21 protein-coding genes and 1 tRNA gene are annotated in these 21959 nt (G+C 45.3%); 10 read left to right on the top strand and 12 right to left on the bottom strand.

Going from position 1 to position 21959, the window contains the following annotated elements; all coding sequences use genetic code 11:
- Positions 1–127: 127 nt before the first annotated feature.
- The 3 genes from KUV50_RS07410 to rsfS form a co-directional block, all read right to left on the bottom strand.
- Positions 128–487 (bottom strand): hypothetical protein, encoded by a 360-nt coding sequence (locus tag KUV50_RS07410; protein ID WP_222579465.1) that lies wholly within the window; start codon positions 485–487, stop codon positions 128–130.
- Positions 488–569: 82 nt separating this feature from the next.
- Positions 570–2579 (bottom strand): ATP-dependent zinc metalloprotease FtsH, encoded by a 2010-nt coding sequence (ftsH, locus tag KUV50_RS07405; protein WP_222579464.1) that lies wholly within the window; start codon positions 2577–2579, stop codon positions 570–572.
- A gap of 8 nt (positions 2580–2587) precedes the next feature.
- The gene (rsfS, locus tag KUV50_RS07400) at positions 2588–2971 is read right to left on the bottom strand and encodes a ribosome silencing factor (RefSeq protein WP_222579463.1); all 384 of its coding nucleotides are present in this window, start codon (positions 2969–2971) and stop codon (positions 2588–2590) included.
- A 41-nt stretch (positions 2972–3012) separates the two neighbouring features.
- On the opposite strand from rsfS, the gene KUV50_RS07395 reads away from it, so the two are divergent.
- Genes KUV50_RS07395 through KUV50_RS07375 form a run of 5 tightly spaced genes read left to right on the top strand, consistent with a single transcriptional unit; the run spans position 3013 to position 9121 of the window.
- Entirely contained in the window at positions 3013–3762 is a 750-nt protein-coding gene (locus KUV50_RS07395; protein ID WP_261395040.1) for a biotin--[acetyl-CoA-carboxylase] ligase, read from the top strand.
- Complete coding sequence (locus KUV50_RS07390; RefSeq protein ID WP_222579461.1) at positions 3755–5002, top strand: CinA family nicotinamide mononucleotide deamidase-related protein; 1248 nt, start codon at positions 3755–3757, stop codon at positions 5000–5002. The genes KUV50_RS07395 and KUV50_RS07390 overlap by 8 nt, the downstream gene beginning before the upstream one ends.
- 37 nt (positions 5003–5039) lie before the next feature.
- Positions 5040–6404, top strand: a complete 1365-nt coding sequence (locus KUV50_RS07385; RefSeq protein WP_222579460.1) for a dihydrolipoamide acetyltransferase family protein — start codon at positions 5040–5042, stop codon at positions 6402–6404.
- The gene (locus KUV50_RS07380; protein ID WP_222579459.1) at positions 6404–8566 is read left to right on the top strand and encodes a tetratricopeptide repeat protein; all 2163 of its coding nucleotides are present in this window, start codon (positions 6404–6406) and stop codon (positions 8564–8566) included. The genes KUV50_RS07385 and KUV50_RS07380 overlap by 1 nt, the downstream gene beginning before the upstream one ends.
- Positions 8567–9121, top strand: a complete 555-nt coding sequence (locus tag KUV50_RS07375) for a class I SAM-dependent methyltransferase (RefSeq protein ID WP_222579458.1) — start codon at positions 8567–8569, stop codon at positions 9119–9121. It abuts the gene before it with no gap.
- Between the two features lie 461 nt (positions 9122–9582).
- On the opposite strand, the gene KUV50_RS07370 is transcribed toward KUV50_RS07375, so the two are convergent.
- From KUV50_RS07370 to KUV50_RS07335, 8 genes are all read right to left on the bottom strand, one after another.
- Positions 9583–10239, bottom strand: a complete 657-nt coding sequence (locus tag KUV50_RS07370; RefSeq protein ID WP_222579457.1) for a rhomboid family intramembrane serine protease — start codon at positions 10237–10239, stop codon at positions 9583–9585.
- Between the two features lies 1 nt (position 10240).
- Entirely contained in the window at positions 10241–11104 is an 864-nt protein-coding gene (locus tag KUV50_RS07365) for a hydroxymethylglutaryl-CoA lyase (protein WP_222579456.1), read from the bottom strand.
- Between the two features lie 5 nt (positions 11105–11109).
- Complete coding sequence (locus KUV50_RS07360; RefSeq protein ID WP_261395039.1) at positions 11110–12723, bottom strand: acyl-CoA carboxylase subunit beta; 1614 nt, start codon at positions 12721–12723, stop codon at positions 11110–11112.
- A 486-nt stretch (positions 12724–13209) separates the two neighbouring features.
- Positions 13210–13296: transfer RNA gene (locus KUV50_RS07355), tRNA-Ser, on the bottom strand.
- 67 nt (positions 13297–13363) lie between these two features.
- Entirely contained in the window at positions 13364–14761 is a 1398-nt protein-coding gene (dnaA, locus tag KUV50_RS07350) for a chromosomal replication initiator protein DnaA (RefSeq protein ID WP_222579455.1), read from the bottom strand.
- A gap of 266 nt (positions 14762–15027) precedes the next feature.
- Positions 15028–15948: a bifunctional metallophosphatase/5'-nucleotidase gene (locus KUV50_RS07345; protein ID WP_222579454.1), complete on the bottom strand. Its 921-nt coding sequence runs from the start codon at positions 15946–15948 to the stop codon at positions 15028–15030.
- Positions 15945–16712 (bottom strand): 5'-nucleotidase C-terminal domain-containing protein, encoded by a 768-nt coding sequence (locus KUV50_RS07340; RefSeq protein ID WP_222579453.1) that lies wholly within the window; start codon positions 16710–16712, stop codon positions 15945–15947. Before KUV50_RS07340 ends, KUV50_RS07345 begins: the two co-directional genes overlap by 4 nt.
- 4 nt (positions 16713–16716) lie before the next feature.
- Positions 16717–17250, bottom strand: coding sequence for a hypothetical protein (locus KUV50_RS07335; RefSeq protein ID WP_222579452.1), 534 nt, complete (start codon positions 17248–17250; stop codon positions 16717–16719).
- An 81-nt stretch (positions 17251–17331) separates the two neighbouring features.
- Here KUV50_RS07335 and KUV50_RS07330 point away from each other — a divergent pair, with 81 nt between their 5' ends.
- Positions 17332–17688, top strand: a complete 357-nt coding sequence (locus KUV50_RS07330; protein ID WP_222579451.1) for a HesB/IscA family protein — start codon at positions 17332–17334, stop codon at positions 17686–17688.
- 506 nt (positions 17689–18194) lie between these two features.
- Here the strand turns inward: KUV50_RS07330 and folB are convergent.
- Positions 18195–18548: a dihydroneopterin aldolase gene (folB, locus tag KUV50_RS07325; protein WP_222579450.1), complete on the bottom strand. Its 354-nt coding sequence runs from the start codon at positions 18546–18548 to the stop codon at positions 18195–18197.
- Positions 18549–18622: 74 nt separating this feature from the next.
- On the opposite strand from folB, the gene KUV50_RS07320 reads away from it, so the two are divergent.
- The 4 genes from KUV50_RS07320 to KUV50_RS07305 are packed head-to-tail and all read left to right on the top strand — an operon-like array spanning position 18623 to position 21916.
- Positions 18623–19795, top strand: coding sequence for an acyl-CoA dehydrogenase family protein (locus KUV50_RS07320; protein WP_261395038.1), 1173 nt, complete (start codon positions 18623–18625; stop codon positions 19793–19795).
- Positions 19796–19839: 44 nt separating this feature from the next.
- On the top strand, positions 19840–20121 hold the full coding sequence (locus tag KUV50_RS07315; protein ID WP_222579448.1) for a hypothetical protein: 282 nt from the start codon (positions 19840–19842) through the stop codon (positions 20119–20121).
- Positions 20114–20887: an MBL fold metallo-hydrolase gene (locus tag KUV50_RS07310; RefSeq protein WP_261395037.1), complete on the top strand. Its 774-nt coding sequence runs from the start codon at positions 20114–20116 to the stop codon at positions 20885–20887. The genes KUV50_RS07315 and KUV50_RS07310 overlap by 8 nt, the downstream gene beginning before the upstream one ends.
- A gap of 54 nt (positions 20888–20941) precedes the next feature.
- Positions 20942–21916, top strand: coding sequence for a PorP/SprF family type IX secretion system membrane protein (locus KUV50_RS07305; protein ID WP_222579447.1), 975 nt, complete (start codon positions 20942–20944; stop codon positions 21914–21916).
- The last annotated feature ends 43 nt before the right edge of the window (positions 21917–21959 follow it).

Here is a 21959-nt window from a genome sequence, read left to right as displayed (position 1 = left end):
TTTATTCCGTCAAATTTAAAGAGCATCTATATCACTGGGATTACCAATCTACGTTCTAAAATCTACGTACTATGATCTACCCTCCATCAACCATCAACCGTTCACCATCAACCAGCTTAATGGTGGGTCATCTAATCAGCTTAACAATCTGGAAGAAACTAAAGAATATGGTGGTCGTAAAGTACCACGCCGGATGATAGGTCCATGCATCCCGGAGTTGCGTGTCGGAAGTGCCTTTGAGATAGTCTATGGTTCCCGACAAAAGTTCAGGCAAGCACATAATCATGCCCAGGATGCCCACTACAATAGTGATCCAGGAGATCATTGATATGGGCTTTTTGAGTATGAAAAATATAGCATTGAGCATGATCAGGAGAAACAATAAGCCCCATCCAAGCGTGTCCGTGCTTTCCCTGCTATGAAAAAGTAAACCGGAGAAGGTGATCACGGTAAATATGTGAAAAACGTTCTGCCGGATTAATTTCATAAAAATGGTTTTGCTGTGTGAGACATGGTCTGATTCAATAAATCAGAATATACCTCTAACACAGCAAAATGTGTTCCACTTTTTAGATTTCTTCCCTTTTGCCTTCTTCTGTAGCTGGTTCGTTTACAGGTACTTCTTCATTGGACTCAACGTTGGGCTCTACGTCTGGTTTTGTTCCGAGCCGCACCCTTTCCGGTTCGGGGTAGGGGCGTGGACCGATGAGTTGTTCGAGGTCGCTTTTGACGATGACTTCATTGTCGAGCAAAGCCTGCGCAAGTATTTCGAGTTCTTCTTTTTTATCGGTGAGCAACTGTTTGGCGCGTTCGAACTGTTCTCTGACCATGATGCGGACCTCTTCATCGATCATGGAGGACGTCGCTTCACTGTATGGTTTGTTCATTTGATCCTTCTGCATGCCGTGGAAAGAGACATTGCCCACATTTTCGTTCATTCCATAAATAGCAATCATGCTATAGGCCATTTTGGTGATTTGATCGAGGTCATTCTGGGCCCCGGTACTTACACGGCCGAAAATAATGGTTTCTGCAGCCCGGCCACCAAAGGTCATACAAATCCGGTCTAGCAGTTGCTCGGTGCTGGTAATGTATTCTTCTTTGGGCAGGTACTGGGCGTATCCCAGGGTGCCAATGCCACGGGGGACGATGGTGACCTTCACCAAAGGCGATGCATGTTCCAGGAACCACCCACATATGGCATGTCCTGCTTCGTGGTAGGCGATGACTTTCTTTTCACCCGGGGAGATGAGCTTGTTTTTCTTTTCCAGACCACCGATGACTTTATCCAATGCATAGTTAAAGTCTTCCATGTCCACCGCCTTCTTGTTTCTTCGGGCAGCGATCAGGGCTGCTTCATTGCAGACGTTGGCAATTTCAGCACCTGCGAATCCAGGGGTCATTTCTGCCAAAGCCTCAGAGCTAATGTCGGAGTGTTTTTTAATGTGCTGGAGATGAACCCGGAAGATTTGTTCCCGACCGTGCAAGTCAGGACGGTCGATACCGATCTGTCGGTCGAATCGCCCCGGTCGGAGCAATGCACTGTCGAGTACGTCTGGTCGGTTGGTTGCAGCCATGAGGATGACCCCTTTTTCACTGGAGAACCCATCCATTTCGACAAGCAACTGGTTCAGGGTATTTTCTCGCTCATCGTTACCACCCTGAATGCTGTTACGGCCTCTGGTTCTTCCGATCGCATCTATCTCATCAATAAAGATGATGCAAGGTGCTTTTTCCCGGGCTTGTTTGAACAAGTCCCGGACCCGGGAGGCTCCCACCCCCACGAACATCTCCACAAAATCAGATCCACTGATGGTAAAGAAAGGCACTTCGGCCTCTCCGGCTACCGCCTTTGCCAGGAGGGTCTTACCCGTACCCGGAGGGCCTACAAGGAGCACTCCTTTGGGGATTTTACCACCCAATGTGGTGTATTTTTTAGGATTTTTCAGGAAATCCACGACTTCCATGACCTCTTCTTTGGCTTCATCAAGACCGGCCACATCTTCAAAGGTCACATTGACCCGGGTGTTTTTGTCAAAAAGGGTTGCTTTGGATTTTCCGATGTTAAAAATTTGTGCGCCGGGGCCACCTGCTCCGCCACTCATCCGTCGCATAATAAAGATCCAAATCGCAATGATTAAAATAATGGGTATGATGTAGGTCAGGGCAGAGGTCCAGCTGTACTCAGTCTTGTATGTCGGATAAAGCATTTCTCCCTGGGAGCGGTTTTCATTGATGGTTTCAAGCCGCCCTTCCAGCGCATCGACGGTCCCGATATTGAAGGTGTAGTACGGTTCATTCAATGCAAAAGCATCCTGTGATATATCCTTAAATTCATTTGAATTCAAGGCTGATTTTTTGATGTAAACCCGGGCATCGGAACGATTGACGACCACGAGTTTTTCGATTACATTCTGGTCAGCCAGTTCAATAAATTTTTTGTAGTCGATTTCTTTATTGGATCCCATGCCGTAGCCAAAAAGCTGAATCATAAGAATTACCAGAATAAAGATCCCATAGATCCAATAGATGTTGAATCCACCTTTCTTTTTTTTCTTTTGCTTATTGTTGTTTTCCATTTTTATCTTTATTCATTGTCGTATTCAGTGATTGCAGCATCACGCCACAACCCCTCCAGGTTATAAAATTCACGCGTTTCCCGAAGAAACACATGCACTATAGTCGTAAAATAATCCAATGCAATCCATGTGGCATTGTTTTTCCCATCCGTATTGGCGGGCAAGAGATGAAAGTCTACCTTAAGGTCTTTTTCCACATGTTCCGCGATCGCTTTGACATGGGTCACGGAGTCTGCTTCACAGATAATGAAAAAGTCCGTGGGAGGGGTCTGAAGGTTTCTCAGATCAAATTTTACTATATCTTTTGCTTTGCTGTCCTGAAGGCTGTCAACGATAAAGTTATTCAACTCTTCGCGTTGATATTCTACCTTTTCTCTTAACTTCGCTTGCAAATTTCTCGCTTTTTATTTTCAAAATACAAATCTACAGATTATTGGATGATTTAAATCAATTTCAGAACTTTCATTCCATTCCAAGTACCAATAAATATTGCATGGAATTACTATCAAAAAGCACTCCAAAGCCTTTCACTGCCATATCCGCCGATTTTCAAACGGCCGGGGTAGGACAGATTGGCAGTACCTGGGTCTCACATCCGGGCGAGAATGTGTTGATGTCCATCATAGTATATCCTGACTTTATAAACGTTTTAGAGTCATTTAAGTTGCAATTTTTAGCTTCGCTGACCTGCGTCGAAGTTTTGACCCCGTACATCGATAAAAACGAACTGTTTGTAAAATGGCCGAATGATGTACTGGTTAATCGCAAAAAAATTGCCGGTGTCCTCATCCGGAACATCTTTATGGGATCTGCCATCCGAAGTTCTGTCATAGGTTTTGGGCTCAATGTAAACCAAATGGATTTTCCGGGTGTTGAGAACCCGGTCACCTCTTTGAAGGCGGTCACCGGCCAGGACTATGATGTCCCTGCGCTTCGGCAACAGCTCTTGGATAAATTTAGAACGCTGTATGACCTTCTGGAGAATGGAAAGAGCCTTAAGGAACTTTATATGATGATGCTTTTTGGCTATGAAGAACCTTTTTCTTTTTATGATTTGAAAGATCAAAGTTACAAACGAGGTGTAATAAATGATGTCCTCGGCAGTGGTCACTTGTTGGTTAAAGTGGGCGGTGTGGTTGAAAAATATGACTTTAAGGAAATAAAATTTATAATGGATGCCTGAAAACAATGCGGCGATATTAACGATCGGAGATGAGTTGTTAATCGGTCAGATCACGGACACCAACAGTGTCTGGATTGGTCAGCAGATGGATAATATGGGCTGGCGCATCGGTGCTAAAGAAACCGTGCGGGATAGCGTTCCCGTGATCGTAGAAGCGCTGACGCGATTGATGCATCAGCATCAGGTTGTCATCGTGACAGGCGGACTCGGACCTACAGCGGATGATAAAACCCTGGAAGCGATGTCGGTCTTTTTTCAAAAACCACTGGTATTGTTTCCTGAGGTAGAGGCGAAGATCCGACAGTATTTTGCTGCACGTGGAAAGTCGGTGTCCGAACAACACCGGAAACAATTTTATTTGCCGGAAGGGACTGATGTGTTATCCAATGAAGTAGGCACCGCTCCCGGAATGCATATGTCCAGGAAAGGGACTCATTTTTACTTTACACCCGGCGTACCTGTAGAATTACGCTATATTTTCCAGAAGCACATCCGGCCGCAGGTGGAAGCATGGAATTCCGGATCGGTCGTGCAATCCCATTTGTTTACGGCCGGGATCGGAGAGACTGCGGTGGTGGATCTTTTGGGTGATGGACTTCACAACTGGCCGTCATTTCTGGGGATCTCTTTTCTGCCTTACCTGGGCGGTGTTCGTCTTCGACTTACCGCCCAAGATTCGGATGGTGTACGAAATCGTACTCTGGTTGATCAGGTACGGAAAGATCTTATAAAACGTCTGGGATCCCATTTTGTCTCCTCAGAGCTGGGGCAATGGAATGAAATTATTCAAAAGATGATGCTGGAACAGAAGTTGACTTTAGCCACCGCAGAAAGCTGCACGGGTGGTTATATCGCCAGTCAGATCACGCATGTTGCGGGATCTTCTGGATATTTTAAAGGCTCGGTCGTATCCTATGCCAATGAGGTCAAAACGCAAGTTCTTGGGGTCCGTAAAGAAACCATTCAAAATCATGGCGCCGTCAGTCGACCGTGTGCGGAAGAAATGTTGACTGGACTTTTAGGAGTCATTGATGCCGACATAGGAATTGCAGTAACCGGAATTGCCGGACCGGGGGGCGGGTCTGCTGAGAAACCAGTGGGGACGGTTTTTGTTGCTGTTGGCGATGGATCAGTGATGAATGTAGAACGGTTTAATTACCGCAGTTCGAGGCATGGAATCATAGAGTATACCTACCATCAAGCGATGTACATGGTATATAAATTTTTAAGTGATCAATAATTCCAGTACTTTTATGATCGGAAAAAGCACATAAATCATGGCATCATACAAATTACTCATGCCTCAAATGGGCGAATCTATTCATGAAGCCACTATCTTAAAATGGATGGTGGAAGAGGGAGATCGTATCGAGCAGGATGATATTATTCTTGAAGTGGCTACAGATAAAGTCGATTCAGAAATACCATCCCCTGTCACCGGTCGAATTATGGAATTGAAAGTAAAGGAAGGTGATCTAATCACTGTGGGGGCTGTGATTGCAGAAATAGAGGTCGATAATGAGCAGGACACGCACCGGGCTTCTTTGAATATAGAGACGGGTATGCAGACTGGTGATCATGAAAAAGCTGAATCGTCGGCCGGGACCACAAAAGATGCAGGAGCTGTCGTCGAAGAAGCTCCGAAAGCGACAGAAAAAGAACAAGATATTGCTGATTTAGAAACCAAAATGACGGATTCAGAAGGTCGATTCTATTCCCCGTTGGTTCGCACGATCGCACGCAAAGAGGATGTTTCACTGGAGGAACTTCGTGAAATTCAGGGGACTGGTGCCGGAGGGAAAATAACCAAATCGGATGTGTTGGCTTATCTGGATCAACGATCGCAAAACACAGTTCAGCGGTCCACGTCCCAAGAACCACAAGATCTTGTCAATGTGTTTAAGGATAATTCTGTACGAACTTCTGTCAATGCGGATTTGGAGGAAGTAGTGAATATGAGTAGAGTGCGGTATGCCATCGCACGGCATATGGTTCATTCCCGGGACACAGCAGCTCATGTGACATCAGTAATTGAAGCCGATATGACAGATATTGTGAAATGGAGAAATCGGAATAAATCAATTTTCTTTGAAAAGTATGGCATCAAGCTAACCTACACACCCATATTTATCAATATCCTAGCTGGTCTGCTTCGGGAGTTCCCCTACCTCAATGCTTCCGTGGAAGACAACAAGGTTGTTTTAAAAAAATATATTAATATTGGGATTGCTACAGCCTTGCCGGATCATACCTTGATCGTTCCTGTTGTGAAAAATGCTGATCAGTACAATCTGATGGGGATCGCACGCATTGCGAATGATCTGGTGAATCGCGCACGAAACAATACCTTGACCGCAGACGAAATTCAACAAGGTACTTTTACTCTGACAAACATTGGAACGTTTGATAATCTGATAGGGACACCGATCATTAATCAACCGGAGGTAGCTATTTTGGCCACCGGAGCGATTGTCAAAAAGCCTGCTGTGATCGAAACAAGCGAAGGGGATTATATCGGTATCCGTCATAAAATGTACTTATCGCTGTCCTTTGACCATCGGGTCATCGACGGGTATTTGGGGGGCACATTTTTAAAGGCTTTGGTGACGAAGCTGGAAAGCTTTGATGAAGAAGACCTTTGATGAAAAACACTGTGGCACGAATCAGCTTTTTTGTTTGTATAGCCTGTATGGTGAGCATAATGCTATACAGTTGCTCTTTACCAATTTTTCGACAACAGCCGACCAGTACGGACTTGAACCGGGCTGATGCTTTATTTGAAGAGGGAAGCTGGAAAGAAGCTATCACCGAATACCAGTCTTACCTGTCCAGGCATCCGGTAAATCCTCAAGCCAGGCTAAAGCTGGGGCGTTCGCTGATGGAAGAAGACCGGATCGAGGAAGCTCTGGAACAGTTTCAAAAGATATTGGCAGACGGCGACCGAAATCATCCGGAAGAGGTGTATTTTCGGGCCGGTCGAGCTTGTCACCAGTTGGGTCAGTTTTCTGAGGCCGAACACTACTATCGGCAGTTTGCAGAACGCAGTAGTATGGTGGATTTACAGCTGGTAAATTATTACATGAAGCAAATTGGTGCTGCACGAACAGCTGGAAACGATGCCGCGAATAGCCTGGTAGAGAACGCAGGACATCAGGTTAACTCGGTTCATGATGAGTTCCATCCGGTTTATTCCCCAAATATTGGACACCGGTTTTATTTTACGGTTCATGATTCAGAGCACACGCTTTCTATCCGATCCACGCCCGAAGTTGGTGCTTCTATGAAATACGCTGAGGTGACACAGGGGATATGGAAGACAGAAGGGACCTTGGATGACGAGTTTGATCACTCACCAGAATTGCGTTTATTAGACTTTTCTGAGAACGGACAACATGTTTTTTTTACCCGGCCGGTTACGGACGAAGAGCGGACCACCCTAGTAGGGGCTTTTGAATCGGGTCCGGACGAACCGGCTGTGAGAACATGGGATCATCCCGTATTTCAGAGTCGTTTGGGTGATCGGGATCTGTTTACTATTCATGACTCTGCGTATTTGTTTTCCAGCCAGAGACTGGAAGGTTATGGGGGATATGATCTATATGTGACTTTCAAAAGTTCGGGAAATTGGATGGTTCAGAACCTGGGACCGCAAATTAATAGCCCGGCTGACGAGATAGCGCCTTTCCTCAGTGTCGATGGTCGACAACTTTATTTTAGTTCAAATTCTGATAAAAGCATCGGGGGGTATGATGTTTTCTTTGCTACCTTTGATGATGAAATGGAAACCTGGGGAACACCACAGAATATGTTGCCGCCCGTGAACAGCGGTCGGAATGATGTTGATTTTCGGTTGTCCGGAGACGGTCAGGAAGCGCTATTATCCTCCGACCGAACCGGTGGACACGGTGGCTTTGATATTTATCATGTATATTTTGATCAACCCCGTACGGCTCAGCTCGACTGGAGCCAGCCGCGGTACTTTTATCAAGTGAGTGCCTTTCGGTCATTTGCCTTACAGGAAAGCAATGCGGTTCCTTCAGATGATAAGCCTGTGTTTGAGTTGCCTGTACTTCATTTTGGAGAACGGCCACTGGTTATTACACCACAGATAAAAGGTGAACTCGATAAGATTCTAGAATTCGGGCGGCTGTATCCGCATGTAGGTCTTTTGGTTCATGTTTTTACAGAAAAGAAAGCCAATACGAATTTTGGTTTGTACCGGCCCGTATTGATTTTGAAGAATGCGATTGATTATTTGCAAGAGCACGGGCTTGATATGTCCCGGATCGAAATGCGGTTGCATGGCCATCAATACCCCAGGAGCTCGTTCAACTCCTCCGGACAACAGCGGACGGCGTCATTAAGCAGAAACGATCGTCGAGTCGAATTTGAATTTACGAATACCAAGAACTTGCCCGTCCGGTTTGTAGTAGCCGGTGAAGAGCACATGCGGGATGATGGCAGTAGTTCGCCCTATCAAAATTGGAAAAGCAAGATCGAAGAAGTGTATTTCCGGATCCGGTTGGCGGACGCAGAGCAATTGTTGAAGCGATCGGATTTTGTTCAGAATGAAGATCTTATGTTGGCTGTGGATGGCAGTGAAGACCATTTCACCTATTACAGCGGGATTTTTCAAAAAATGGAGGCGGCTCAAAAATCATTGAGAGTATATATTGCTCAGGGGTATATGGATGCTCGAATTGTCGCTTTTATCGGTCCATCGCGCATCCCGACGGATCTGATCACATCAGAAATGATCGAAGCATACCCCGAATTAAAAAAATACATCATATACCAGAAATAGATGAATAGATTTAAATTTTTCAAGGAAGGTATCCGGAATCTCAAAACCGTCGGAACGGTCACCAGAAGCTCCAGATACCTGTGCGATAAAGTAATTAATCACAGTAAAATACATCAGGCCAGGGTGATTATTGAGTTGGGCGCCGGTGATGGTGTGTTGACCAAAAGGATATTGAAACGCATGCCGGATGATTGTAAGTTGATCGCCTTTGAAATCAATGACATGTTTATTGACACGCTGGAGGCTATTGATGATCCGCGGCTGATCATCGCCGCAGATTCCGCCGAAAATATTCAAAAATATCTGGACGATCATAATCTTGATCAGGTGGATATTGTCTATTCCGCTCTGCCATTCTCTGTGATCCCCAAGGAGGTCGCCAACAGCATTATCAATATTTCCAAATCTGTCCTGGCACCGGAAGGGGAGTATTTGCAGATTCACTATTCACTCATTGCAAAAAAGTTATACGAAAAAATATTTGGGAAAGTGGAAGTGTTCTTTCAGCCCATCAATATCCCACCCGCTTTTATTTTGAAATGTGTAAAGGAGTGAGGGGAAAGGGGAAAGGAGAAAGGGGAAAGGAGCTTACGAACCGCTCTGTTCTTTGGTGTAATGGTATTGATGCGTTACGTTGTGGACATTGGGTCCTCCTCAAGCTATTTCTAAAGGACTCATCACCACTAACTGAAAAATTACTAGAGCGGCACATTTTTAAAGTACTTATTCCGCAAAAGTCAAACATTACCCAAAATGTGGCTATGTAATATGTCCAATTTTGGAATTTAAATAATTGATACACTGAATATTATGCATCATAATAGATTGACGTGGTGAATAAAGCGGGTTATACTAATCAAAGTTTCCCGCAGATCATGCAGATTGACGCAGATATTACCACGCCGTCGGCGTGATCAGAAAGCGATTCAGAATCTACTCCGACCTCTCCGAGTCACAAAACTAAGCACTAAGCACAAATCACTACGCACTAAGATCTAAGATCTAAGATCTATAAACTAATCCCCTCCCTGACTCCAATAGTCGTTTCTGTGAAAGGTATCTTCCTGAAAATAGGGCCTGGGTGTTTCTTCGTCATCCCACGGATCTTCTTCTTTGGGTATTCGGAAGAGGTAAGCGGTTAAAATACCGACCAGGCCACCAAGCAGGTGACTTTCCCAGGAAACCCCGGGTTGATTCGGGAGGACACCATAAAACATCCCGCTGTACAGAAAGAGAATAACCAGGCTGAGGACGATGGATTGCCGGTCCCGATTGAATACACCCGCCCAAAATATGAAGGAAATCATCCCGTAGACGACACCGCTTGCACCAATGTGGTAGGCCGGTTTTGCAAATATCCACACCAAAGCGCCGGTCATTAACCAGATCAGTGTGATAATGGCAAAGGCAGTTTTCTGATAAAAATAAATAATGAGCGTGGCCCCGACGAAAAAGGGTATGCTGTTATTCAATAAATGGCCGAACGAGCCGTGAATAAGGGGGGAAGCGAGGACGCCTTTCAGACCGGTGACGTATCGGGGTAATATCCCATAATCCGCCAGTGAGAACCCGGTCACATATTTCATGATTTCCAGTATCCACATGATGAGAAGTAGGTAAAGCGGCCATCGGGCGGCCCGGACGATCGATCTTTTTGGTTGCTGTTCTTCCATCTCAATAAATTTCCTGCGCGATATCCATGGCTTTATTCAAGGCAGAACGACGATAATTAAACATCTTTTTTTCGTTGAAGAACGAAATCAGATTTTCGGTGGGCATGTTGCCGACCAATTCGTCCTGAGCCATCGGACATCCACCGTATCCCTTCAGAGCGCCATCAAAACGATGGCATCCGTGATCGTAGGCTGCCAGTACTTTTTCTTTCCAGGTATCCGGCCGGGTATGCAAGTGCACACCAAAATGCACATCCGAAAAAGTTTTATTCATCGCTGTAACGGTTCGTCCGATAATCTCTGGATTTCCGATGCCAATGGTGTCGGACAGCGAAATGATCTTTACCCCAATGTCCCGAAATCGCCGGGCCCAGTAGGTGATGATATCCGGATGCCACAGATCGCCGTATGGATTGCCAAAGCACATGGAAAAATAAACCACCAATTGCTTATTATGTTCTACGACCAGGTCCTGGATCTCCCGGATCCGGTCAAAGGCCTCTTCCCGCGTCGCATTGGTGTTCCGTAATTGGAAGGTCTCCGAGATACTAAATGGAAAGCCCAAGTAGCTGATTTTGTCGTATTGGACCGCATCCTTGGCGCCCCGGTAATTGGCAATGATGACCAGTAACTTCGTCGTGATCCCCTCCAGATCAAGTTGGTCGATCACCGCACCGGTATCCTTCATCTGGGGGATGGCACGCGGTGATACAAAGCTCCCGCAATCCAGGGTGTGAAAACCAATCTCCAGCAAACTTTGAATAAACCGGACTTTCAGTTCCGTCGGAATAAAAGGCTTGATCCCCTGCATGGCATCGCGCGGGCAATCAATAAGCGCTATATTTTTTGGTTCCTTTTGAGTCATGGTTTTTAGGTTTGGATGACGCCGGGGTTAAACGGTTGTATTTCACTGTTCTGAGCGACATCAAGACTCATGGAGATGTATTCCCGGGTTTTACGCGGATCGATCATTTCATCCACCCAAAGCCGTGCCGCAGCATAGTAGGGTGTCGTTTGTCTCTGATAACGATCCCGGATCTTCTTTAGTTTTTGTTCTGACTCTTCCTCGGACAATTCCCCTTTCCGGGTTTCGATCTGATGAAGGACTTTTACAGCTTGTTCGCCACCCATCACAGCGATGCGGGCAGAAGGCCAGGCAAATATAAAGCGGGGATCGTACGCTTTACCACACATGGCATAGTTCCCGGCACCGTAAGAATTGCCCATGATAATCGTGATTTTAGGTACGGTCGAATTGGCAACGGCACTGACCATTTTAGCTCCGTCTTTGATGATTCCACCCTGTTCAGACCGGGTTCCTACCATAAAACCTGTCACATCCTGAAAGAATATAATGGGAACTCTCTTCTGGTTGCAGTTCATGATAAATCGGGCGGCCTTGTCGGCGGAATCGGAGTAGATGACCCCGCCGAATTGCATTTCCCCTTTTTTGGTTTTGACAACCGACCGGTTATTCATGACGATTCCCACGTGCCATCCATCTATTTTGGCGTATCCACAGATCAGGGTCTGGCCATAACCTGCTTTGTATTCCGTGAAGGTATCGGCATCCACCATGGATTCCAGCAGGGCATAAGAGTCGTAAGGCGTGGTATTGGATTCGGGAAGATTTTCCAGCAGCTCATTCACAGGTCGTTGTGGAGGCTTCGGTTCGCTGCGCTCCAGGTTTTTTTGATACAATTTCCCTGAATTATCGACGATCGATCGAATGATCTTCAGACAATCTTCATCATCCTCAGCGATGTAATCCGTGACTCCGGATATATTGGATTGGGTTTCTGCCCCACCCAGTGTTTCACTGTCCACCTCTTCGCCGATGGCTGCTTTGACCAGATACGGACCGGCGAGGAAGATCGAACCCGTATTCCGGACGATGATGGCTTCATCGGACATGATTGGCAGATAAGCGCCTCCCGCTACGCAGCTTCCCATGATGGCGGCAATCTGAGGAATGCCCATGGCGGACATGCGGGCATTGTTTCGAAAAACCCGTCCAAAGTCCTCTTTGTCGGGGAATATTTCATCCTGAAGCGGAAGAAAAACACCGGCACTATCCACCAGATAAATGATGGGCAGCTGGTTCTCCATGCTGATTTCCTGAGCGCGGAGGTTCTTTTTGCAAGTCATCGGGAACCAGGCACCGGCTTTGACCGTGGCATCGTTGGCGACGATCATGACCTTCTGGCCGGACACCGTACCTATCCCCGCGACAACCCCGGCTGCGGGGCATCCACCATACTCTTCATACATGTCATAGGCCGCAAAAGTACCCAGTTCATAAAATGTACTTTGTTCATCGATCAAATGTTCGATCCGATCCCGCGCGGTGAGTTTGTTTTGATCGTGGAGTTTTTCGATTTTCTTTTTTCCGCCACCTTGATGGATTTTAATTTTGAACTGTTCCATCTGACTGATCTGGAGTTTGTGGTGGTCGGTATTCTTTTCTCTTTTGATATCGATCATGGCTATGCGTTTGAACGAAGATAAATAATAATTATTAATGATAAATTATTCATGATGAATTGGGGGCTGAGAGGTTGGATTCTGAATGCTGGAAATTGGAGGCATTGCAGAAGGTACTCTTTGATAAACACATCACCACAGGAGGCAAACCCCATTCTTATGGTCCGGAAAGTTTTGCGGTCCATGAAAATGGGGAATTATTCGCAACCCTGATGTTGACAACGTCACTGCTTTCCCGAGCGAAAATACATCTGCTCCTCTTCTTATCCTGTCCCTCATGACGCGTTGTAGGATGATGAATATTGGGTGGACACCATCCTGCCTCATTACTGTTTAGGCGATAAACAGGAGATAGAGGTTGATGACATAGGAAGAATCACAGATCAGAGTAATCCCATTATTGCATTGATACGACTCAAGGACTAACAGACGATCTAATAAATATATTTCTCAAAAGGGAAAGGATACTTCATGAAAATCAAAAAGCGGTGAGGGAGGGATTCGAACCCTCGGTACCTGTTACAGTACGCCAGTTTAGCAAACTGGTGGTTTAAGCCACTCACCCACCTCACCGAATACAGCCGGGAAACCGGCAAAAGGAACCGCAAATATAAGAACATTTTGTAAATCACAAAGTAATTTAGATCGCGTGGAGACTCATTGTTAATTTTTTCTCCAATTCTTCCACAATCAACTGAAATGATTTATCGGAATCGATCAGGTCATTGACCGTTCTACACGAATAGATGACGGTACTGTGATCCCGTCCACCAAAGGCTTTTCCGATCTTCTTCAAAGAATGATTGGTATGTTTTTTGACAAAAAACATCGCCAGTTGCCGGGCGGTCACTATATTTCTTTTTCTGGATTTACTCTGGATCACATCGACATCGAGATTGAAGTGTTCCGCGACCAGATCCTGAATGCTGTCAATCGTGATTTCTTTGCTGATCTGTGCTACGAATTTCTGCACCACTTCCTTGGTGAGCATGAGGTCAATCTTTCGTTCATTGAGGCTGGACTGGGCAATCAGGCTGACCAGTATACCCTCGAGCTCCCGAATATTGCTTTTGATGTTGTAACAGATAAATTCCAGTACATCAGGTGGCAGTTCGATGCCTTCCTTGTTCATCTTGTTGTCCAGGATGGCTTTTCGGGTCTCAAAGTCGGGCGCCAACAAATCTGCGGTAAGGCCCCACTTGAACCGGGAAATCAATCGTTCTTCCATCCCCTGCATATCTTTCGGTGCCCGATCCGATGTAAGGATGAGCTGCTTTCCGTCCTGGTGCAATTGATTGAAGATGTGGAAAAATATTTCTTGGGTCTTTGCTTTGTTTGCCAAAAACTGAATATCATCCACGATCAGAATATCGATCTGATGATAAAAATTCAGAAAATCCTGGATCTCGTTGCTTTTGATCGCATGAATGATCTGATTGGTGAATTTTTCGGAGGAAACATACAGAATTTGTTTGTCCGGAAAATATTCCAGGGTTTTATTTCCGATCGCATGAGCGATGTGTGTTTTTCCTAATCCTACATTGCCATAGATGACTAAGGGATTAAAAGCGGTTCCGCCTGGCTTTTTAGCGACAGCCAGACCAGCATTTCGGGCCAGCCGGTTGCACTCTCCCGCTACAAAATTGTCAAAGTTGTATTGGGGGTTGAGGTTCGGGTCAGCTTTTATTTTTTTTATTCCGGGAAAGACAAACGGATTTCTGAAATCCGGACTTTCGTCTTTTTCAATTTTTTTATTGAGTTGTATTGTGTTGGATACTTCCTGCTGGTCTTTTAATACCCGATAATTGAGACTGGCACTTGAGCCAATCACCTCGATCAGGGCTTTTTTCATCAGATGCACATAATGCTCTTCGATCCATTCATAAAAGAAGTTATTGGGAACCTGAATCGTCAGTGTTTTTTGATCAAATCGAACAGGCTCGATTGGTTCAAACCACGTCTTAAACGCCTGGGCGTTAATCTCTCCACGTATGATATCCAGGCAGTTGTTCCATATTGTTCTACCATCATTTACCATTACCATTCATCGTTTAGGCTGCTTGATTATTTAATAAGGTCTCGTCCCGCGGTTTTTAGCCGATCGGCTTTTTTCGGGGATGCGAAGTTTCAAAAAATAAACCAGATTTCTGAGGAAATCTGACTAAAAAATCTAAAATTCCGCTGAAAGGCACACCCTGTCGTCAGGAGCAAAATTTTTGCGTTCTGAACAAATGTGGATGATAAACCGCGGTGCTAAAAAATTCGCTTCTAAATATATGAAACCTTCGATGAAAAGAGAATTATTTAAGATCTGATTTCAATATTTTTGCAATCGAAGCATATTTCCCCATTTTGCCGATCCAGGAAAAGATCAAGCCGGCCAAGCATTATTCCTGCCCACCCCACCTGATTGATCACCACATCTTTGCCATCTCTGTTTTTGATGACCTCTGGTTTTTTCATAAAAGTGTGGGTGTGGCCCCCGAGTATCAGGTCAATATTGGTGGAGCGCGCCGCTAATTTTCGATCGTCAATCTTGGAGCTTTTGTATCGATACCCCAAATGAGAGAGGCAGATGACCAGATCACATTTTCGCTCGTGGCGGAGGTAGTAGGCGGTTTGTCGGGCTGTCGACAGAGGATCCAGGTAGCGCGTGTCACCATACAATTCCTTTGGGACGAGCCCCTCGAGTTCTATGCCCAGCCCAAAGAGCCCTACTTTCACTCCATTTTTACGAACCACAGCATGGGGGTGGGTGGATTCCGCTAACAGGGTGTCGCTGAAATCATAGTTCGAAGAAAGAAACTTAAAGTCCGCATGGGGTAACTGACGGTGGAGCCCCTCCAACCCCACATCAAAATCGTGATTTCCGATCGTTGCAAAATCATACCCCATTTGACTCATGATTTTAAATTCGAGTTCCCCTTTGAAAAAATTAAAATAAGGGGTGCCCTGAAAGATATCTCCACTGTCCAGCAGCAGGAGGTCTTTTTCTTTTTCACGGATGGACTGGATGAGGTTCATTCGGCGAACCGCGCCGCCCAAATTGGCATTCCGTCCACCATCATCAGCAAAAGGTTCGATTCTGGAATGCCAGTCGTTGGTGTGCAAAATCGTCAATTTGACCAGTTCGCTCTGAGTGCTATGGAGATCCCTCGGCCAAATACCCGTGGATAAGAGGAAACCACCAAAGCTCGATTTTCGGATGAATGTGCGTCTTTTCATTGGTCTTGGAATATAATGCGTCCTTCGATGGTCGCCACAATTTCTTTTTGCCTTTTGGCCGATTCGATTAGCGCGTCCCGGTAATATACATTTAGATTATCATGTGGGAGTACCGATAGGAAGTCCAGGCGGTCTCCACCGTTGGCCAGGTAATCTGAGAGCGCCACAAAATACGTCTTGTCCGGTGAAAGCGGCTCTTGGTGGATGAGCGCTTTTTCTATCTGATCATTGTTTACTTCCATACGGAGGGTGCCGCTGACCGGCCATCCGCCATAATCTTTGATTCGTTCCAGCAGCTGTTTTAGAGTGGATCCTGTCAGCTCCATGGTTACCACATAATTATCGAAAGGCATTAGCTCATATAAGTCTCCCACGGTCAAGGGACCGGCTGACAACATGGGGATCCGTATGCCTCCATAGTTGCAAATGGCCAGATCGACTTTTCGTCCGGTTTCATTCTCTACATAATCGGCGATGGCATCCGCCAACCAGTTCCCCAACGTAGATTCTATTTTTTGTTTTATTAAAGGTTGGGGCAGCGTGGCGACTACAGTATTCATCTCTTTATCCACCTGCGTCTTGTACGGTGTGATTAATTGAGCGATATCAGCACCGGCTGCAGTAGTGGGTGTGTCCTCGTTAATTTCATACCGCTGGTAATCGGCAGAGGTGACATACCTGGGCGCATGACAACTATAGAATAAAGCCAGCAAAAGGACAGCCACGATGGGCGCCTTTTTTGTCAGATATTCGTGGATGAGCATAGTTTTATATGATTGTATTTACTTCGGTACGGATGGCCAGCAATGCTTTGTCGATGGGGTTGTACTTCTTGTGGCTGAGCTTGTCGATCAAAGCGTGAATCAAAACTTGCTCCGATTGATAACTTTCCATATCTACGCTTAGTTCAGACAGCGTTGATAAACTATCTTCTTTGGTCAGCTCAATAATTTCCCATAATTTTTCGGAGACATAGATTTGTTGCGTGACGTTGTGCTCATATTCGGCCTGAATATCGATCTTCATAAGATTAATCAACTCTCGGGCATTGAGTTCATTCTCATAGCATCGCCGGATGACATTCGGATACTGGATCCGCTCCAGAAGCAAAGACAGTCGCTCGTAGGCCTGAAGTTTTCGTTGTAAAATATCTTTAGACAGATCCTGTTTTTGGGATATGATGAAACTTTGCGTAACTTGGTCTATCTTTTGATTGATCTGGTAATATAGGAACCAGAGACCAAATAAAGTGAAAATCACCAGTACTGAAACAACCAGGATAATAATGTAGTCATTGATCATAGGGAAAGTTAAACTTTTCTTTTCTATTTTGTGTTGTAAAAGTCTGAAATTTATATTGATTCAACAAGATAAACAGAACGAATGTCCGAGATAAAAACACAAACAGCGCAACAGCCAATCAACTTGACGGAAGGAGCCGTAAAGGAATTGATGAATATCCGGCAGAGTGAGAACATCCCGGCGGATTATGGTCTGCGTATTGGCGTCAAAGGAGGTGGCTGCAGCGGCTACTCATACATCCTTGGCTTTGATGATAAAAAGGAAGCTGACCAGGAATATGAAATTCAAGGCCTTAAAGTATTGATTGACAAGACCCATGCGATTTATTTGTTGGGCATTGAAATTGACTTTGAGCAAGATCTGAATAACCGCGGATTTTCGTTTAACAATCCCAACGCCGATGATACGTGCGGTTGTGGAACGTCGTTCTCAGCGTAAATAGTAGTCGTTAGTTGGGCATTGGTCCTTAGTGACCAAGGAGAACGTTTTTCACTTTATTGCGAAAGGCATCGAATAAATAACCGCCAATCTGGATCGATATAAATTTGCACCACGTGCTACTATGCTCAAATAATTAAACATAAAAACACCGACCGGTCTCTTTCTACATTGCGACCTCTCCGAGGTCGAACCGCATGGATATACCATATCTATCTAACATAATTTGACCCGCGCTGGGGTCAGTAGTGCATAAATTCAAATATTGTGCTCACTTATCGCAGAAAACGGGCCACAGAACATCGAGGTAGAATCATACCCGTATGAATTTTGCAAAAAAAAGATGGTTGCGGATACTCCCTACTCCCGTTCAAGTTCGTAAACTACGTACCCAATACATCTACCAAACCACAAACCACAAACGGCGGAAGCCCCAAACCACCAACGGTGAAAGCCCCAAACCCTAAACGGCGGAAGCCCCAAACCCCAAACGGCGGAAGCCAAATTCACACTTCTATCCGGACACTGGCCCGGTCGACCAAACCATCGAGGGGTGGATTTAACTTATGAATGGTTAATATGAGATGGAGCACTTCCGGAAACTCTGCACGTACTTTTTCCACCAGATTCAAACCCACTGTTTCGATCAGTTTTTGGCTGATGGCCATTTCTGATTTGCATATCGCATAGATTTTCTCATAATTGATTGTGTCCTCCAGGTTGTCATGTTGGGCTGCTTTCTGAATGTCGTATTCGATTTCCATGTCAATGCTGTACTGACCTCCGATTTTACGTTCTTCCAGATAATAACCATGATGGGCTTTGAAGTGCATTCCTTGGATAATTATTTTACTTTTCATTGGATATATTCGCTTTAAGTCCCTATATTTTGATGCTAATCCATGTATTAAGTGACGCAAAATGCAGAAAAGTTATGTCATATCCCTTTAAATACCACGATTATTTTGATCTGGACGACACGTTGCCCGAAGAGGTTCAGATGGCACGGGATGCTGTTCGAAGTTGGGTTGATTCGGTCGTGTCGCCTGTAATCGAGACCCATGCCATGGAAGCTACTTTTGATCCAACGTGGTTTTCTGAGCTCGGTGCGTTGGGGTGTTTTGGGCCGGCACTCCCAGCGGAAGACGGTGGGCAGGGACTGTCTGAAACTGCGTATGGCGTGTTGATGCGGGAGTTGGAACGGGGTGATACTGCCATCCGGTCGATGGCATCGGTGCAAGGTTCCCTGGTTATGTATCCCATTGCTTCATTTGGCAGCACGGAACAGAAGGAAAAATATCTCCCCAGGCTGGGACGCGGTGATTGGATCGGTTGCTTTGGCTTGACCGAACCCGGCCACGGCAGTGATCCAGGAAGCATGGAAACCAGACTTCAAAAGGTAGCTGGCGGATATAAGTTGTCGGGAAGTAAAATGTGGATCACAAATGCGCCTGTGGCTGATGTCGCAGTGATATGGGCCAAAAAGGAAGATGGGAAGGTTCAGGGCGTGCTTTTGGATCTTAAAAAAGAGGGGGTGAAAGTAGAAACCATTTCGGGAAAATGGTCCCTACGCGCTTCAGTTACCGGTACCATATATATGGATGAGGTGCTGATATCTGTCGACGATTTGCTGCCGAAAGCAACAGGTTTAGGCTATGCCTTTAAGTGCCTGAATAAGGCCCGCTATGGAATCGCCTGGGGTGCTATTGGTGCGGCTATGGATTGTTATCACACCGCATTGTCCTATGCCATAGAGCGACATCAGTTTAATAAACCCATTGCTTCTTTTCAACTGACGCAGAAAAAACTGGCCGAGATGATTACGACTATTTCACAGGCGCAGTTGATGGCCTTTCGGTTGGGGAAACTCGCTGACCAGGGTGCAGTGACCAGTGCTCAAATATCAATGGCCAAACGAGCTCACGTTGAAATGGCGCTGAAGGTAGCCCGGGAAGCTCGGCAGATTCTGGGTGCAATGGGCATTACAAACGACTATCCGGTGATGCGGCATATGGTCAATCTTGAGACCGTAATAACCTATGAAGGGACGCATGATATACATCTGTTGATTACAGGACACGATGTGACCGGTTTGCCGGCTTATTAAATAAAAGATTAAATTTGCAAAGACGATCTGAATCACTACAGAAAATGGCTAATTATACAAAATATCAGCTTAAGCGGCTCGAAGAAATATTTGATGAATTGGAATACAAGATCCGTTATGGCAAAGGCCAGTTTAATTCCGGGTATTGTCTGATTCGCGAAAATAAAGTCATCGTGGTTAATAAATTTTTTGACACCACCGGACGCGTGGAAGTTTTGCTTGATATCCTGGATCAGGTGCCTGACGAGAATGACCCGCCTTTATCCAAAAAATCGATGGACTATTTAAAACAGCTGTACCGAAAGTCCGCTGAAATTAATGAGTAAGATCAAAGCGACCATATTGGGTACAGGAACTTCTCAGGGAATACCTGTGATTGGGTGTACATGTGAGGTCTGTCAATCTGATAATAAGATGGATAAACGGCTGCGGACTTCGCTCTTGATTCAGTCGCAAAAGACAGCTTTAACCGTGGATATCGGACCGGATTTTCGCCAACAGATGCTTCGTTATCAAGTCAATCAGCTGGATGGAACGCTGATGACCCATGAGCACAATGATCACATTGCCGGATTGGATGATATCCGTCCCATAAATTTTGCTTACAAGAATGAATATCCTCTATATGGCCTGCCACGGGTGTTGGCGGATATTAAAGGACGTTTCTCATATGTTTTTGCGTCAAAAAAGTATCCTGGTTCCCCTTCAGTGGTATTGAAAAGTATAGAACCCTGGGAGTTCATTAAGATCGGTGATGTGTCTGCTACAACGTTGCCGGTGAAACATGGTCAACTCGATATACTGGGGTATTCTTTTGGCAATTTGGTGTATCTGACCGATGTTAAAACACTGGATCCTGCGGTGATTGAGTTTATTGGCGGGGTGGATGTATTGGTTGTTAATGCATTGCATCATCGCTCGCATCATTCCCATCTGAACCTGAAAGAAGCGCTGGCGTTGATCGAATCAGTGAAACCATCGAAAGCTTACCTGACCCACATTAGTCATCACATGGGTTTGCATGCGAAGGTCAATAAAACGCTGCCTGCGAATGTTAAATTGGCCTATGATGGGTTAGTGATTGAAACATGATTTTAGAAAGTGTACAAATTTTCGCATCTTGTAGCTCGGGTTTAAATATAAGCTTTGAAGAACTATGTAATACTGCTGTATTTGTTGCTGCCGATGTTTCTGGAGGGCCAGAATCTTCCGCAGATGTCCTCCGGGCACTGGGACAGGTATGAGTACAACCCGGCCTTCGGGGGTGTTTCAGGAGCTACGCAGATTACGGCACATCTGCGATCACAGTGGCAGGGTATTGATGGTCAGCCTCAGACGCAGATGCTTTCTGCTTATACCCCGATCGATCTGATCAATAGTGCAGTCGGTATCCAGTTCTGGGCAGATCAAATAGGACGTATAAAAAGCCAAAATTTTCTGGCCACTTACAGTTATCTCCAGGAGTTACCTTTCGGGGTGTTGTCAGTAGGGATCGCTGCCGGAATGGATCGGAAGTCTTTTTTTGGAACGGACTGGCGTGCGCCGGATGGCGAATATGGTGTGGGCGTCATCAGTCACAATGACCCCTTGCTTTCAGAACAAAAAATATCGGGGATAGCACCCCGACTGGATGTGGGAATTTATTTTAGTTCGCCCTATTTTGAATTGGGACTGAGTAGTCAAAATGTGACGCCATTTTCCTACATTGTTTCAGGAGCAGGTAGTGACTTGGAGGGTGTCCAGTACAGAAGCTATGTATTCCAAGGCAGTTATTTTTATGCGATCAATGATGCCTATTTACTTGTTCCATCGATCATCGTAAAAACCAATGGAAGATTTACACAAACGGAAGTGGGTGCAGGGGTGGATTATTTGGGAGTGTTAAAGGGTGGAATGTACTTTAGGGGATACAATAGTTCATCCATCGATGCGTTAATTATTCAGGCGGGATACCAGTTTGCAGAGAATACCTATGTGTATTATTCGTTTGATCTGGGACTTTCTGCCTTAAGAAAGGTACATGATAACAGCCATGAAATAAGTTTGCGCTACGTACTCCAAGACCCCTTGTTCAAAGTAAAAAGAGAAAAAGTGATCTACAATCCCAGATTCATTGAATAAAATATCTGAATATTAAAAAAAGCCTGAAAATAAAGTGCGATGT

It is taken from the genome of Membranihabitans marinus (genome assembly GCF_019802045.1).
Taxonomy (GTDB): domain Bacteria; phylum Bacteroidota; class Bacteroidia; order Chitinophagales; family Saprospiraceae; genus Membranihabitans; species Membranihabitans marinus_A.
The sequence above is the reverse complement of the archived record's forward strand: the minus strand, read 5'-3'. Positions and strand labels throughout refer to the sequence as shown.